17 protein-coding genes are annotated in these 14,842 nt (G+C 44.4%); 15 read left to right on the top strand and 2 right to left on the bottom strand.

Going from position 1 to position 14,842, the window contains the following annotated elements:
• Nucleotides 1-123: 123 nt before the first annotated feature.
• From RN22_RS16890 to RN22_RS16820, 15 genes are all read left to right on the top strand, one after another.
• Nucleotides 124-1,056 (top strand): hypothetical protein, encoded by a 933-nt coding sequence (locus tag RN22_RS16890; RefSeq protein WP_046306025.1) that lies wholly within the window; start codon nucleotides 124-126, stop codon nucleotides 1,054-1,056.
• Nucleotides 1,057-1,161: 105 nt separating this feature from the next.
• Nucleotides 1,162-1,902: a sugar phosphate isomerase/epimerase gene (locus RN22_RS16885; RefSeq protein WP_046306023.1), complete on the top strand. Its 741-nt coding sequence runs from the start codon at nucleotides 1,162-1,164 to the stop codon at nucleotides 1,900-1,902.
• Between the two features lie 154 nt (nucleotides 1,903-2,056).
• Nucleotides 2,057-2,686, top strand: coding sequence for a histidine phosphatase family protein (locus RN22_RS16880; RefSeq protein WP_052737557.1), 630 nt, complete (start codon nucleotides 2,057-2,059; stop codon nucleotides 2,684-2,686).
• Nucleotides 2,687-2,782: 96 nt separating this feature from the next.
• Entirely contained in the window at nucleotides 2,783-3,658 is an 876-nt protein-coding gene (locus tag RN22_RS16875; protein WP_046306022.1) for an AraC family transcriptional regulator, read from the top strand.
• 97 nt (nucleotides 3,659-3,755) lie between these two features.
• Nucleotides 3,756-4,046, top strand: coding sequence for a putative quinol monooxygenase (locus RN22_RS16870; protein WP_046306020.1), 291 nt, complete (start codon nucleotides 3,756-3,758; stop codon nucleotides 4,044-4,046).
• Between the two features lie 145 nt (nucleotides 4,047-4,191).
• The gene (locus tag RN22_RS16865) at nucleotides 4,192-4,902 is read left to right on the top strand and encodes a sulfite exporter TauE/SafE family protein (RefSeq protein WP_255350069.1); all 711 of its coding nucleotides are present in this window, start codon (nucleotides 4,192-4,194) and stop codon (nucleotides 4,900-4,902) included.
• A gap of 221 nt (nucleotides 4,903-5,123) precedes the next feature.
• Entirely contained in the window at nucleotides 5,124-5,528 is a 405-nt protein-coding gene (locus tag RN22_RS16860; RefSeq protein ID WP_002541377.1) for a hypothetical protein, read from the top strand.
• A 50-nt stretch (nucleotides 5,529-5,578) separates the two neighbouring features.
• Nucleotides 5,579-5,995 (top strand): GNAT family N-acetyltransferase, encoded by a 417-nt coding sequence (locus tag RN22_RS16855; RefSeq protein WP_046306016.1) that lies wholly within the window; start codon nucleotides 5,579-5,581, stop codon nucleotides 5,993-5,995.
• A 158-nt stretch (nucleotides 5,996-6,153) separates the two neighbouring features.
• Complete coding sequence (locus RN22_RS16850) at nucleotides 6,154-6,507, top strand: hypothetical protein (protein WP_046306014.1); 354 nt, start codon at nucleotides 6,154-6,156, stop codon at nucleotides 6,505-6,507.
• Nucleotides 6,508-6,560: 53 nt separating this feature from the next.
• Nucleotides 6,561-7,160, top strand: coding sequence for a trans-aconitate 2-methyltransferase (locus tag RN22_RS16845; RefSeq protein WP_046306012.1), 600 nt, complete (start codon nucleotides 6,561-6,563; stop codon nucleotides 7,158-7,160).
• An 84-nt stretch (nucleotides 7,161-7,244) separates the two neighbouring features.
• Nucleotides 7,245-8,327, top strand: a complete 1,083-nt coding sequence (gene rsgA / locus RN22_RS16840) for a ribosome small subunit-dependent GTPase A (protein ID WP_046306010.1) — start codon at nucleotides 7,245-7,247, stop codon at nucleotides 8,325-8,327.
• Between the two features lie 71 nt (nucleotides 8,328-8,398).
• Nucleotides 8,399-8,851: a GNAT family N-acetyltransferase gene (locus RN22_RS16835; protein ID WP_046306008.1), complete on the top strand. Its 453-nt coding sequence runs from the start codon at nucleotides 8,399-8,401 to the stop codon at nucleotides 8,849-8,851.
• Between the two features lie 190 nt (nucleotides 8,852-9,041).
• Complete coding sequence (locus RN22_RS16830) at nucleotides 9,042-9,344, top strand: hypothetical protein (protein WP_197076310.1); 303 nt, start codon at nucleotides 9,042-9,044, stop codon at nucleotides 9,342-9,344.
• Between the two features lie 47 nt (nucleotides 9,345-9,391).
• Nucleotides 9,392-9,685, top strand: a complete 294-nt coding sequence (locus tag RN22_RS16825; RefSeq protein ID WP_046306006.1) for a TfoX/Sxy family DNA transformation protein — start codon at nucleotides 9,392-9,394, stop codon at nucleotides 9,683-9,685.
• 290 nt (nucleotides 9,686-9,975) lie between these two features.
• Nucleotides 9,976-11,997: an alkyl/aryl-sulfatase gene (locus tag RN22_RS16820; RefSeq protein ID WP_046306004.1), complete on the top strand. Its 2,022-nt coding sequence runs from the start codon at nucleotides 9,976-9,978 to the stop codon at nucleotides 11,995-11,997.
• Between the two features lie 66 nt (nucleotides 11,998-12,063).
• On the opposite strand, the gene RN22_RS16815 is transcribed toward RN22_RS16820, so the two are convergent.
• Complete coding sequence (locus tag RN22_RS16815; RefSeq protein ID WP_046306001.1) at nucleotides 12,064-13,002, bottom strand: 2OG-Fe(II) oxygenase; 939 nt, start codon at nucleotides 13,000-13,002, stop codon at nucleotides 12,064-12,066.
• A 281-nt stretch (nucleotides 13,003-13,283) separates the two neighbouring features.
• On the bottom strand, nucleotides 13,284-14,312 hold the full coding sequence (gene pyrC / locus RN22_RS16810) for a dihydroorotase (RefSeq protein WP_002541394.1): 1,029 nt from the start codon (nucleotides 14,310-14,312) through the stop codon (nucleotides 13,284-13,286).
• Between the last annotated feature and the right edge of the window lie 530 nt (nucleotides 14,313-14,842).

Genomic DNA, 14,842 nt, shown 5'->3' with positions numbered 1-14,842 from the left:
CAAATCCTCGTGAGGGGGAATCCATGTCATTCGTTATGTGACTGTTAAGTAAGACGATTTTTATTCTTGTTCCATTGTGTAATATGTTGATATCAGAATATGTTTTATTTTAAAGGAGTGAAAATGGATACAATAGAAGAAGTTCAGAGAAAAAGTAGGAATAACACAAGAAATATAATGTTATCAGTGGCTTTTGCTATTGCTTTTTTTGCAATTGGCAAACTAGGTAATGTTGATGGAGACTTAATAACGTTTTCATCTGTGATTGTTGCACTTGCCTTATCTTTGTATTTCCTTATTGATGAAATTAGACATACAGTTGTGTCATCATCAATAAATATAGATAATAAGATTTGCAAAAAACTTGATGAAATAAAGTCCGCTAATATTAATGCTGAGGACAAGTTTGGTGAGAGGTTCGAGGAAATAGAATATAATAATCTACAACTGAAAGAAAAGTTGTCTGGTGAACTTACGGAGCTACAAAACTCGAATGTTACCCTTATTGATAATATTCAGCATTTACTTGAGCGTAGTAAGGTTAAATATTTTGATTTGATGCGTTATTCAGTGAATTTAAATGACGAAGACATTCCATTTGTATGGTTAGATATTTGTTGGGGGATTAAGAAAAAGTATTATGCTCTTAATTATGAGAAGCCAGAAGGATATGATAATGACCAGTCGGATGTTGGTATTCCAATTCAAAACTTTAAGGCGAAGAACGGTGTTGAAGTAGAGAAAATATATGTTATTGATTCTCTGAGTGAATTAGATGAGCTGAAAAGTGTAATTAATAGTCATATTGAGTCAGATGTAAAAGTAAAGTATATATTGAAGTCTAAGCTAGACCAAGTTAAAGGTCTCAGTGCGAATCATCTCATGTCAATAGATTTTAGTGTGGTTGATGATAATTTTGTTATTGGTTGGGAGCTTACTGATAGAGAGTGCTCTGGTGGTTACTTACTCTTTTCTGAAACAGAAATGAAAAAGTACTCGGATTATTTTAAACGTATTAGTACGATTGCTACAAAAATACAGAATCCTATCAAATAATACATAACAAACTGTTTAAGAGGGATTCTGGACCTCCCCCGATTTAGTGGACACGCAAAACCCACACTCGCCATTTATAACAGACAGCCAGCAACTGGAGGGTAGATGAATATTGGCGCTCAGTTATTCGGTGTTCCTGAAGAAATCTTAAGAAGTGAGCTAGAACATGTTCTTAAGTTTATAAGTGAAATAGGCTATGATGGCGTTGAATTCCCTTTCCTTCTAGAAGCCGAGAGAGAACTTAATCAGTTTGGGTTAGATTGTGTTGGTGTGCATGTTGCGCCAGAACAACTGGTAAAACATGATGAGCTAATAAGCTATTTAAGTCGGCATGAATGCAGAAACTTATATGTTTCTGGTCCTTTGGGGTGGCACGATAGAAGTCTGGACAATTTCAAGACCACATGTGGTTTATTAAATCGTGTGGCCGAACTGTACGCCAAAGAAGGTATTAAAGTTCAATATCACAATCATGACTTTGAATTTTTAATAAACCGTGGTGAAACATCTACTCCCTTTTCAATACTTGAAAATGAGCTTCATTTTGAACATATAGATCTTTGCATTGATGTCGGTTGGCTTCATTTAGCTAACGTAAATGTTAATGACTTTCTTCATGAACACAGAGACAAAGTATCACACCTACATTTAAGAGATTTTGCTGAGGCAGAGTCTGTTTCTCTAGGTCAGGGAAGTGTTCCGTTGCCCGAAGTATATGAACAACTTAGTGAACTTAATCGGCTTAAGTGGGTAGTCGTCGAGTTTGAACCAACCTCGAATTTCAAAACGCTTTTTGAACAAAGTTGGCGGCACTTGAACCTTCTACGCGAAAAAATTGCAGAATAGCCTCTTCAGGCGGATTCGTAACGCTCGGCAATTTTGGCGTCAAATTAGGCTTACGTGTTTACGATGATCAATGTTGGTTCGGTGAGGCATCACTCGCCACTTGATCGGTTGTTCGGCTCTAGTTATTCGGCGCTGTAAGTAAGGAATAATTTACGTGACAGAGATTCATATTTTTAGACATGGTGAAACTGAATGGAACATTGAAGGCCGTATGCAGGGCTTCAAAGATTCGCCTCTTACGGAGCTTGGAAAGGCTCAAGCTGTAGCTGCCCGCAAAAAGATAGAGCACCTAAACTTTGATGCTGTCTTTTGCTCAACAAGTTCGAGGGCTTCTGATACAGCAAAGATCTTAGTCAATGACGTAGATATCCAAATATATGAGACCGACGAGCTAAAAGAGATCAATATGGGCTCTTGGGAAGGCATGAAACATAGTGACGTTAAAGAACAATTTGCAACGGACTATTATTATTTCTGGAATCGACCTGGTTGCTTTCGGATGAACGGCGCAGAGTCATTTCACGACTTAAAAGTTCGGTCTACCGCCTGTATTAAGAGAATTTCGCAAGAGCATAAAGGTAAAAAGATACTGGTCGTGTCACACGCGGCATTGATTAAAACATTGCTTACGAGTTTACAATCGAAGCCCTTGGATGAGTTATGGGAAGGGCCATTCGCGACCAACTTATCGCACAGCATAGTTATCGGTGGTGCTGGTTCGCAGTTAGTCGTTAAGCAGTTCTGTGACGAAATTTGCAATGAAAAAGAATCGCTGAATGATTAAATGGGTAAGAAAGTTAATAAGCCATTCAAAAGGATCAAAAGCATTTCTAGAAAGACCAGATGCTACTTATTACCCCGATAAACCTGAAAAACGAAAATGAAAACAATTTTTGAGCATACGCAATCAAACGTGCTGGTGATACCACAAGCTCTTTATGCCATGAAAGATGTAACGGTGATTTGTCATCATCGAAACTCAGTCATTTTTTATAAGAGCCTTGATCGCGACTTGGTAGACATTGAATTCTACACCAATACACCTTGCTTCATATTTGTTGAAAGCGGTCGTGAGGTCATCACAAACTACAACAACGATACGGTCGAGTTGAGTGCGGGATCTGCTATATTTCTCCCTCAAGGGGTAAATCTTCAATCTGACTTTGTTAAAGAAACAGAAGCACTTAAAGCGTATCTTGTGTTTTTTGATGATGATGTTGTCAATGACTACTTAAGCAAAATTAAAAGCCCTTTAGCTGGCCATGAGCGTAAGGAAACCTTTTATCTATTGGAAGGTAATCACGATTTTTCAAGCTTTTTCCAATCAATTCAATCTGATATAAATACTCCTTCCTATTTGAGCGTTAAACTCCAGGAGCTGCTCCACCTTATTGCATGGAGAGATAGTCAGCACATTTTTAACTCATTGCTGGCCACAAAGAAAAGAGTCCCTCCTAAGCGAAACCTCACGCGCATGTTAGAAACGCTTGATGTACTTCATTTGACTGTTGGCGACTTGGCGCATCTTTCCGGAAGAAGCCTTTCAAGTTTCAATCGTGATTTTAAAGAAAACTACAAAGTGACACCCAAAAAGTGGCTTCAAGAGAAAAGATTATCTAAGGCTAAAGAGCTTCTGGTAGGTAAAGAGCTGTCTGTTACTGAAGTCGCTGTGACGATGGGTTATGAAAACGTGTCGGCTTTTATTAAGGCGTTCAAAGACAAATATGGTGTAACACCAAAACAAATAAAGCCATAAGAAAGATTGAAAATCGTTATTTTTGGCAGTTTGCAGGTAGTTTGCCTTTGAGTGCTTGGTTAGTCTGCACTTAGATTTCATCCCAAAGGAGCGAAAAATGAGTGTTAGAGTCACGCTAAACTGCCAAGTAAAACCAGATCAGTTTCAAACCTTACTGCCATTTCTGGAAGACAACTTACCCAATGTAAGGGGGTTTAAAGGAAATATGCAGGTTAAAGTACTATTTGACGAAAAGAATAACGAAATGTTCTTGGATGAAGAGTGGTTGACGGTGGAAAGCCATCATGCGTATTTGAATTTCATTGAACAGAATGGAATATTAGAAGAGTTGGGATCTTTTCTCCGTGCACCACCAACCATTAAGTATTTTAATAAAGTCGAAATTTAGCTATTAAAGCAAACACGAAATTAGCATCAACAAAGTAATGTGCTTCGGTAAATGCCCTGCTGCGCTCCCAGCTTTCTGGTGGGCGCAGCGTTATCGCCTATAAACTCTTCACCTTTTCTGACGTCATAGCGCAGGAGGCTCAAGCATCGAAATCCTATTAGGAATACTCGCTTTAGCGACTTCAATGGTTGCTGCGGTGGTGGGCTTCGGTGGTGGTATGCTGCTGATTTCCGTTCTCCCCTCATTCTTGGCGCCCAGTCTTATTATCCCAATACATGGGCTCGTGCAGTTGGCGAGCAACTCTTCCAGAATGCTGTTTTCACTGAGCAAGGTTAGGTGGGATTTGCTACCGGGTTTCGTTATCGGTTCTGTTCTTGGTGCGGTCGTGATTGGTTATGGCTTGTCGCATATCTCCATGGAATATGTACCTTTGGCTATTGGGCTTTATATCTTGCTCAACCTTTGGAGCAAGCACTTTTCATCTGCAATCAGTAAATATGAGAGTTTTTATCTTATCGGGTTTCTCCAAACCGGTTTAGGGCTTGTCGTTGGTGCTACAGGGCCGCTTGGGCTCAGTGTCCTAACCAAAAAATTAGGCTGTAAAGATGAAATCATCGCGACAAGCTCGCTGTTTATGACCATTAGCCACTTTGCAAAGATACCCGTGTATCTTGTTCTCACCACATCACTACTTTCTGAACTATCTGTGATTGGTTTTATGGTTGCGGGTGCGGTGATTGGCTCTTATTTGGGTACAAAGCTCCGCCTCAAGGCAAAGAACGAGCTTGTGGTAAAAGTGATTAAGGTTCTACTGTCGCTGCTGGCGGTGCGGATGATTGTTGGTGTGGCCTTATAAAGGGCGATCCCTGTCGAATGCCAAATCGATACACCCAGCACCTAACCCAATGAAATTCATTGCTCAATAATGTGTCGGAGAACACGCATCTTTCCCTATCCGCACGTTGGCTAGATTTGTTATGGTAAACGCCAGTTAGCGGGTGGAAATAGAACCAGAACGACACTTAATTTAAATACCACTGCGCATCGGATTCTGAGAATGAGTTAAGGAGAACTAAGATGAACATTATCGCTGTTTTTCAGGGTAAAGCGGCTTCATTGCTGGCTGAGAGCGAACAAAGTGCAAGCGAGAAACTCATTGAGCTTGCGACGTTTTTCTACAAGATTGATAACCGTGTGGCGTTGGCTGAGCAAAAATACATGGACGAGCTTCTGCAAACCATTGAGTGGAAATCGACGGTCAGTGTGGAATCATTCCAACGTAACTGCATTGGTAAGATTAACAGCGTGCTCGACGGTTCAGATGAGGAAGCTTCTGCCTACCTGTCGCAACTGATGCAAGAGCTCTCTGAGCTGGGCGCAGCAGAAAAAGCGAAAACGTTGGCGAAAGAAATTTCTGATGCCGATGGCGAAATCGCTGACGATGAAGTGCGGTATCTCGACCTCATTAAAAGCTTCAAGTAATCCCAATAACCCGCTGCCGAAATCAGCGGGTTTTTTGTGAGGTTGAAATCATGATTCGAACTGCTTCGGAATCGGATGCTGATGGCATTCGCGAGGTATCAAAACACTTAGGCTACGCTGAGCTTTCTCCCGAACAATCCTTCCTCAACCTTCAGGCAATCCTTTCTTCGCCTAATGATCAGATTTATGTTGCCGAATGCAATGGCTCTGTTGTTGGGTGGTTGCACCTGTTCTATGCCAAAAGGTTGGCATCGGAGGGCTTCCATGAAATCGGTGGTTTGGTGGTATCACCATGGTATCGCGGGCAGGGTATAGGCCGTGCGCTTGTCGAATATGCTTTGGATAAAAATGACGGTGAAATCCGTGTCCGCTGCAATGCCCAGCGAGCCGAATCCCATAAGTTCTATGAAGCGATTGGGTTTCGTTGCAGCAAAGCTCAACACGTCTTTCATATCCGAGCACAATAAAGCGTTGCGAATTGTCTCGCGTGTCTTCTGCGGGACCATAGCATTTTAAACCTCATAAGGGCGCAATATCTGTCAGGTAGGAAGCGCTAACATCAATTAAATTTGCGTGTTTATAGTTTCACCTTTAGATAGGCAAACGCATCAATCGCGGAGGACACATGCCCCTTAAAGAACTCATTGAATGGCAATGGAAAGGCTATTCAACATTTCATCAATCGAAGAAAAACCTTCTTATCCATATCATCTTTGTTCCCTGCTTTATCGCTGGGTTTGCGTCTTTTGTGTTTTCACTACTTAGTCTTGATTTGATAGCTGTGCTGATGTCAGTGTTCTTGATGGCTGTTTCATTCGGTTTGCAGGGGTTAGGACACAGCAAAGAGGCAAACCCGGCAGAGCCATTTACAAGCTTCAAAAATGCGATGTCGAGAATTCTGCTTGAGCAACTTTATACCTTTCCTAAATTTGTGGTGACGGGAAATTGGTACAGGGCGTTTGTCGCATCAAAGCATTAAGTGCTATAGGGATAGGCGCTTAGCAGAAGCCCAGTTAACAACGAGAGATAAACATGAATCCTGAACAGATAGGAAAAGCCTACGATCAAATCACTCATCTCTGGACAGATGAGGGTTTCAACATGACCAATGGTATTGCCCAGCATAAGAAAGCGATGAGCTTTGCAAAGCATCGGGGCAATGCGTTGGATATTGGTTGTGGCTGCACAGGCCGGTTTATGGAGTTGCTGGTAAGCGAAGGTTTTACGCCTTCTGGTTTGGATGTTTCTAGTGAGATGCTCAAGATTGCGAGAGAGAAACACCCGGATATTCACTTCATTCAAGGCGACATCTGTGAATACGTACTCTCCGAGAAGTACGACTTTATCACTGCGTGGGACAGCATATGGCATATCCCTTTGTCTGAACAAAAGCAGGTTCTGACCAAGATCGTCGAGAGTCTCAATGAGGGTGGGGTATTCATCTTTTCGTTCGGTGGTACAGAAGAGCCAGGGGCCCACAAAGATGATTTTATGGGGCCTGAAGTCTACTACTCATCACTTGGCACCAATGGTTTCTTAAATCTGCTTATAGAGCTAGGTTGTATTATCAGGCACTTTGAGTATGACCAATACCCAGAGTTACACACCTATTTGATTGTGCAAAAAACTTAGCCACCTCTTACATCTGGTCATGGAAATACAAAGCGTATTCGTTGAATATAGTGGGGTTAGGTGCAATAAAAACTGAGAAATAGAATGACGGATAAGCTGGAAAGCATCGGATTTAGCCATTGGTTCGAGAGCCGTATTGATGAGAGCAAAGCTGCCAACCATGGTATTGCCCGTGTCGTCTCCGTGCATAAAAACAGCTACACAGTGACAAAAGGTGGGGAGGAGGTCTTTTCGGAGCTTTCGGGAAACCCACTCTACGGTGCAGAGTCTTCAAACGATTTGCCGACCACGGGCGATTGGGTCTATGCAGACTTTTACGATGATGACTCACACGCCATTATTTATGGAGTCTTCCCACGAAAAACACTCCTGAAACGAAAAGCACCGGGAAAACAAATCGACGTTCAGCTTATCGCTGCAAACATTGACACTGCTTTTATCGTTCAGTCATTGAATGAAAACTTCAATTTGCGAAGATTGGAGCGATATTTGGTGATGGTGAATGAGAGCAATATTGAGCCTGTGGTTCTACTCAGTAAAAGTGACCTTCTATCAACAGAAGAGATTGAGGAGATTAAGTCGAAGGTGCTGAGTATTGCTCCCCATGCAACGGTGGTTGAATTTAGTAGTCTGAATCAGGAAAACATGGATTCGATTCTTGAGCTGTTGAAGTTCGGACGCACTTATTGCTTGTTGGGCTCATCAGGGGTGGGGAAGACAACACTGCTCAACAAACTGTTAGGCAGTGATGAGTTCGAAACTCAAGAGGTGAGCAAAATACAAAGCAAAGGTCGCCATACCACGACCAGCCGTCAGTTAGTCCAGTTAGAAAGCGGCGCGTTGATTATTGATACCCCTGGGATGCGCGAGCTCGGCAGCATGTCGGCGGATGAGGGGCTGGATGAAACCTTTTCAGAGATCTTAGCGCTGTCGCTTAACTGCAAATTCAAAAACTGCTCGCATACGAATGAAAAAGGCTGCGCCATTCTGAAAGCCATTGAAACGGGTGAGTTATCTGAACAGCGGTATAAGAACTACCTCAAGATGAAAAGAGAATCCGAATTTAATCAAATGTCTTACTCTGAAAAGAGAACGAAAGACAAGAACTTTGGAAAAATGATTAAGTCGGTCTTAAAAAAACAAAAACAGATAGAGCAAGGGACATAGCGACCCTTTACTTTATGGGTTGATTCTTTGAACAAAGGTCGCACAACCCCGATATCAATACGACCGGATCTATGAAATTCAAAAGCCAATCTTTAACACCTAACCATAAAGATTTCACTTCGCTTATCGAGGAACTCAATGTTTCACTGGGCAATATCACGGGTGATTCCGGTGAAAGCTCGTTCGTTGCCGATGACTTCGATTTGAGCCGTGATGGTTGTATCGTGGTGTACTTCGGCAACGAGGCTGTCGCCTGTGGTGTGTTTCGGTTTCATTCAGAGCAAACCTGTGAGCTAAAACGCATGTATTCAAACTGTTCAGGTGCTGGTGTTTTTTTACTGCGAGAGATCGAAAAGCTTTCTGCAAACAAAGGTTATCAGTATGCAGTTCTTTCCACGCGCAGGGTGAATCAAAAGGCTGTAGAGTTTTATCGACGTAACGGCTTCAAAGAAATCGAGTGTTATGGTAAGTATGTGGGTTTGGAGAGATCGATCTGTATGGGAAAGCCATTGGCCAGTGAATGAGTCTTGCACATGACTTTGGTAGCAGTTATTTCAGCCCATAACAACAGTGTCTTTTTGTTCAAAGTCGCTTGATTGATGGCTACAAAAAGCTTTTTATCACCTAGTCTGATTGTTCATCACTCAAAAAGAGACAACGAATATGTCGATAACCTTGTTAACAGACGATGAGATTTTGGCCATAGCCATACCCATGATTGATGCGGTTGTGAAGGCATCCAACGATAAGGATTGGGATGCTTTTTGTGTTTATCAAACGAAAGAAGAAGCCGAAGATCCGGAAAACAAAGCAGGCGTTATCAAGGCATGGGAGGAATTTGACTTCTTCTCTTCCTTAACGCTGGAGCGTCAAATTCTCGGTGTCCTCCGAAACGATGATGTTGCACAGATTGTTTGGAAGCAAACAAGCACCAAGGTGGAAGGCGAGTATCTTGCACGTTATTTCATCACAGAAATTGATAAAGAAATCAAAGAAGTGGGCTTCGTGATTAACTAAAGGCTTTTTCTGTGTAGTCTGTTTATGTGTCGAATGGAAAAGGAGAAATGGCCTTGCTGGATGCTTATGATAAGCCGCCGAAAAGACTGAGAGATCTGAATGGCTTTGGGCCTCGGAGTGAAGACATTCTGGCAGGGGTTGACATCCACACAGTAGAAGACTTTATGGCGATCGACCCTTATGCGCTGTACGCCAAGATTAAACCAATGAAAGGAATGGGTCTAAACTCCATCTATTCCATTATTGGTGCACGGGAAAATATCTCCTGGATTGAAATAAAAAATACCCGCAAAGAAGAAATCCTCATGGTGCTGGATGACATGGGGCTTGCACCAAAATAGTCTCTCTCGTCAGCCGTGTGAATGGAAGGTCACGACCTTTAAAGGGCGTTGCCAGTTGCTAACTTCCTTATCTCATCTTTGGGCTCGCGCCAGCTCCAGAGTGCCTTGATGGATAAAACCGAATAACCCACCTCGGGTAAAACTCCGATCCCTTCAACATGATAGCGTTTCCTATTTGCCCAACACATAACAAAATGTGATGTTTTGAATCTATTTTCATGTATGTATTGCTATGGGTTGGCGCGTTAGATTAAGCCCATACCCAAAATGAAAACCCCAAGAGGTTCAACATGAAAACTCAATTCGTCCCTTCAGTACTGTCTCTCGCGATCGTTGCGTCTTTCGGCGCTTTTGCCAATGACTATGCATCTATCGATACCTATGAAGGCAAGCCAGCCTCGGAGTACACCATTAACGCAAATGCCGCTGTAGCGAAAACATTACCTTGGGAAGACACTACTGCGTTCGAACGCACAACACGTGGTTTGATTGCTGAATTTGGCACGCATGAAGCGGGCGAGTTGAAAAACCGTTTCGAATACATGACTGACATGTCTGTTGATGATCTGCCGCCAACGGTTAATCCATCTATTTGGCGTCAGGGCATGCTGAACTATGCGGCAGGCGGCTTGTATGAAGTCACTGACGGCGTATACCAAATTCGCGGTGCTGACCTGTCAAATATGACAATCTACCGCTCTGAGAACGGCTATGTGATTCACGACCCTCTGCTTTCACGCGAAGCGGCAGCAGCTTCTTGGGAGTTTGCGAAACAGCACCTACCGGCAATTAATGGTGAACACAAAATCACCGGCATGATCTATTCACACATGCATGCTGACCACTTTGGCGGCTCTCGTGGTGTCTTTGAATCTGGCGACTTCGCAGCAGATGCTGAAATTTACGCGCCGAATGACTTCATTAAAGAGCTGGCAGACGAGAACGTGATTGCCGGTACCGCAATGGGACGCCGCGCGAACTATCAATACGGCACCACCTTGGACACCAACACCAAAGGCATCGTCGATAACGCGCTTGGCTTGGGGACATCACGCGGCGAAGTGACGCTGGTGGCACCCACACAGGAAATTCAAGAGCGTGAGGCTGTTATTAACATTGATGGTTTAGACTTCCATGCCATCAACATGCCTGGCGCGGAAGCACCTGCTGAGATCGTGCTTTATGTGCCTGAGTATCGCTCGCTGAACACGGCAGAGCTGACTTATGACGGCATGCACAATATCTACACTTTCCGTGGTGCAAAAGTTCGTGACTCGCTGGTTTGGACTAAGTACCTCACTGAACTTAAGATGCGTTTTGTCGACAGTGGTTTGGTCGATAACATTCACGCCGCTCACTCAGCGCCAGTGTGGAATGATGCTAACACTGAAGCGAATGAAATCTCAGACTACATGACGCTTCAGCGCGACAACTATGGCTTTATCCATAACCAAGCAATGCGACTGGCAAACCACGGTGTGACCATTCATGACGTTGGCCGTGAAATCGAGAAGATTGTTCCTCAATCTCAGATTGATACCTGGCACACGAACGGTTACCACGGTTCATACAGTCATAACGCCAGAGCGGTTGTGAATCTTTATCTTGGATATCACGACATGAACCCAGTCAACACCAACCCACTGCAGACCACAGAGAAGTCGTGCGTATACGTTGAAGCTGCGGGAGCGGATGCCTTCTACAAGGCGGGTATGAAGCACTTTAATGCGGGTGAATATCAGGAAGCGTCTCAGCTGTTCAATGACTTGGTCCAGTGTGAGCCAAGCAACATCAAATACCGTTTTGCGTTAGCAGACAGCTTTGAGCAGCAAGGTTACCAGTCTGAAACCATGGCATGGCGTAACAGCTATCTGCAAGGTGCGGTAGAGTTGCGTACGGGAGAGATACAGCCATCTCTTAAACTGGCTTCACCAGATGTAATTGCAAACACGCCAACAGGCATGTTCCTCGACTTCATCGCGGTAAGCCTGAATGCACCAAAAGCAGAAGCAGCAGGCTTGGACTTTAACTTCGGCGTGTACCACCCAGATTTGGGCGAGCGTTACTACGGTGAAGTGTCTAACGCGAACATGGCTAACATCCAAGTTGATGAGCTGCCAAAAGTAGACTTCGAACTCATCATTCACAAAACCGACTTCACCAAAGTGGTATTGGGTGAAACCAGCTTGGAAGATCTGATTAAATCTGGTCAGGCAGGTGTGAAAGGTGATGCAGAGCTTCTCACTAAGCTGGCAGGTACTTTAGATAGTTTCGATGGTCTGTTTGAAATCCTACCAATGCCTAAGAAGTAACACTGTAAAATACTGAAAAAGAGAAAGCCCAGCTAAATGCTGGGCTTTCTGTATCTAACATTTCCATTAAAACGGTGCGTAACTATCAGGGATTGACTCCGGCACTGTCCAGCGTGCTTTCGCATCAATTTCTTGGGTCAAACCACGAACTGGGATTTGCCTGCGATCGCCATATAGCCACAACACGATGTTGGTGCGTAAGCCGCTGGTGATGGGTTGTGCAGCATGCGGCACACTGCCACGGTGAATCATTGCGATACCCGGTTCAAAGCTGAGTCGACGCACCATACCTGTGGTTGGGTCGTAGTAATCAATCTCTGAGCCAGTAAACGCTTCACCCGGTAGGTTGAGATTGATGTTCATTGTCGCTGCGGAAGCGTCAGTGTGCAGTCGCAGTGACGTATCGACACCGGGTTGATACTGAATCGAAAATCCGAAGGTTTGCGAATCATAGCCGGTAACTTCTGGAAACAGCAGTCTAGCGACAGGGCGCATGTATTTATCCATCACGGTTTGATAGAACGCCTGAAACTCTGGCGCAGCCAGATAGCCTTCGGAGCGTTTATCCAACATAGCACCGTGTCGGTTTAGCGCGATGCCATAAGGAGGACGCAAAGGAATCTCCGCGTTGGCGACGTTTTCCAAATAACCACGGAGCTCTGCCAAACGTTCAGGGTCGAAAAATTGGCATTGGAAGACACCCGGAGCCACTTCTTCCCATAGCTCTTTCACATCCAACTCTGTTGTTGGGTCCTCCCATGCTTTGTTGACCGCGTCTCGGAGTGTTGCATTGAGTAAAGACTCATCTAACTTGAATGCATTGCCCTGCTCAGTGATCTGCCACTCTGTCCACGCGCTGCTGAGTAACTCTCGGTTGTTATCCCAAAACTGTTGAACAACAGGTGCTCGCATTAACATTTCTTGTCTTGAAGGCAGCGTGAGATTACGTGCTTCATCCAAAGCGCTGATTGTTGCTTGGTCATTGATGATGGCTGCATGACTCATCTTTAACTCTCCCATTCTTATTGTTCGTTTTGCCTGAGTAGCGGCGATGGGATAACGTTATTACACACTTCACTATTGATAAATGAGCCAAAAGAAAAGACAGTTTCAATACTTTCTAAATAATCAAAGACGGTTAAGTTTTTCGGATTTGGAGCAGAAGGGTTGGTTTAGGGGCGAAGCGGCCTTCATCAAAGGGTAGTGGGGCCTTATCAAAGGGCAACAAAAAGCCCGGCAGTCGCCAGGCTCTTTTCATTAGCGAAGACGTTCTTAGCTGTTTCGAATTACTTTACTTTCCAGCTAACGGTTTCGCCAGCACGGATTGGCACAACAATGTCCGAACCAAATGGCATGGTGTCTGGCACTGGCCACTCTTCTTTGGTCAGCGTTACGGTGTCTGTGTTACGTGGCACACCATAGAAGTCTGGACCATTCTGGCTTGCGAAAGCTTCCAGGTTCTCCAGTTTCCCTTCTTGCTCGAATACTTCTGCGTAAAGTTCCAGTGCGGCGTGTGCGGTGTAAGAACCTGCACAACCACATGCTGATTCTTTCGCGCCTTTCGCGTGTGGCGCTGAATCTGTACCCAGGAAGAACTTCTTGCTACCGCTGGTCGCTGCTTCAACAAGTGCTTTCTGGTGCGTGTTGCGTTTCAGAATTGGCAGGCAGTAGAAGTGAGGTTTGATACCGCCAACCAGCATGTGGTTGCGGTTGTACATCAGGTGGTGAGCGGTAATGGTTGCTGCAACGTTCTCGTTCGCGTTTTTCACGAAGTTTGCCGCATCCGCTGTGGTGATGTGCTCAAGGACGATTTTCAGGTTAGGGAAATCGTTAACGATGGGCGCCAGAACGGTATCAAGGAACTCTTTCTCACGATCGAAGATGTCCACCTCGTGGTGGGTCACTTCACCATGAACCAACAGCAACATGCCCACTTCCTGCATGGCTTCAAGAACGTGGTAGATGTTTTTTGCATTGGTCACGCCTGAATCCGAGTTGGTGGTTGCACCGGCAGGGTAAAGCTTCGCAGCAACAACAGCGCCAGAGGCTTTCGCTTTGCGGATTTCGTCTGGTGTGGTGTTGTCAGTCAGGTAGAGCGCCATCAGTGGCTCGAATTGCTCAGAAGGCTTTTGCGCCATGATGCGTTCGCGGTAAGCAAGCGCCATTTCAGTGTTGGTCACAGGAGGAACGGTGTTTGGCATGATGAGCGCGCGACCGTTGTAACGGCTGATGTCGCGGACGGTATCTGTCAGCACTTCGCCATCGCGAAGGTGAACATGCCAGTCGTCAGGGCGAGTAATTGTAAGTGTGGTCATTAAGGCGTCCCTCCATAGCTAAAATATCGGATTGGCGCCTGTCGGCAAGGAATGTGAAATAAAAAGCAAACGCTTGCGCTCAGGCGGCAGGATGATAGTGGAAAAGGGCTTTTATTTCATCTTCTTTCTCGAATTTTACTGTTCCCATGTGTTTTTATGAGAGTCGGAAAAGCCAGATAAACTGACAAATGGTGATGTTTTGCTCTGGAAAGGGTCTATTTCCTTTTGATTCAGAATATTGTCGTAATCTTATGTATTTAAAAGGTTAATAGTTGACTTGCTTGTGCGCATTGAAGACTATGAATGTATGAAAACGAATTCAATGCTAAAACTCATCCGAATTATCATCATTCCTAATGGGTCTGTTGGCCTTTGATGGTTGGAATTTTGTTCTAGCGAAAAGCGTTTTAGGCGCGGCGAGGTGTATGTCGCCTAGTCATTCTAAGCAAATACACCTCAACAAAGCATAAAACGCTTAGGGCAGAACCCTTCGGGCAGCGTTTGTGGGGAATTTCTGCTGCGTTATCGGC

The sequence above is a fragment of the Grimontia sp. AD028 genome, assembly GCF_000973155.1.
GTDB classification, from domain to species: Bacteria; Pseudomonadota; Gammaproteobacteria; order Enterobacterales; family Vibrionaceae; genus Enterovibrio; species Enterovibrio indicus.
The sequence above is the reverse complement of the archived record's forward strand: the minus strand, read 5'-3'. Positions and strand labels throughout refer to the sequence as shown.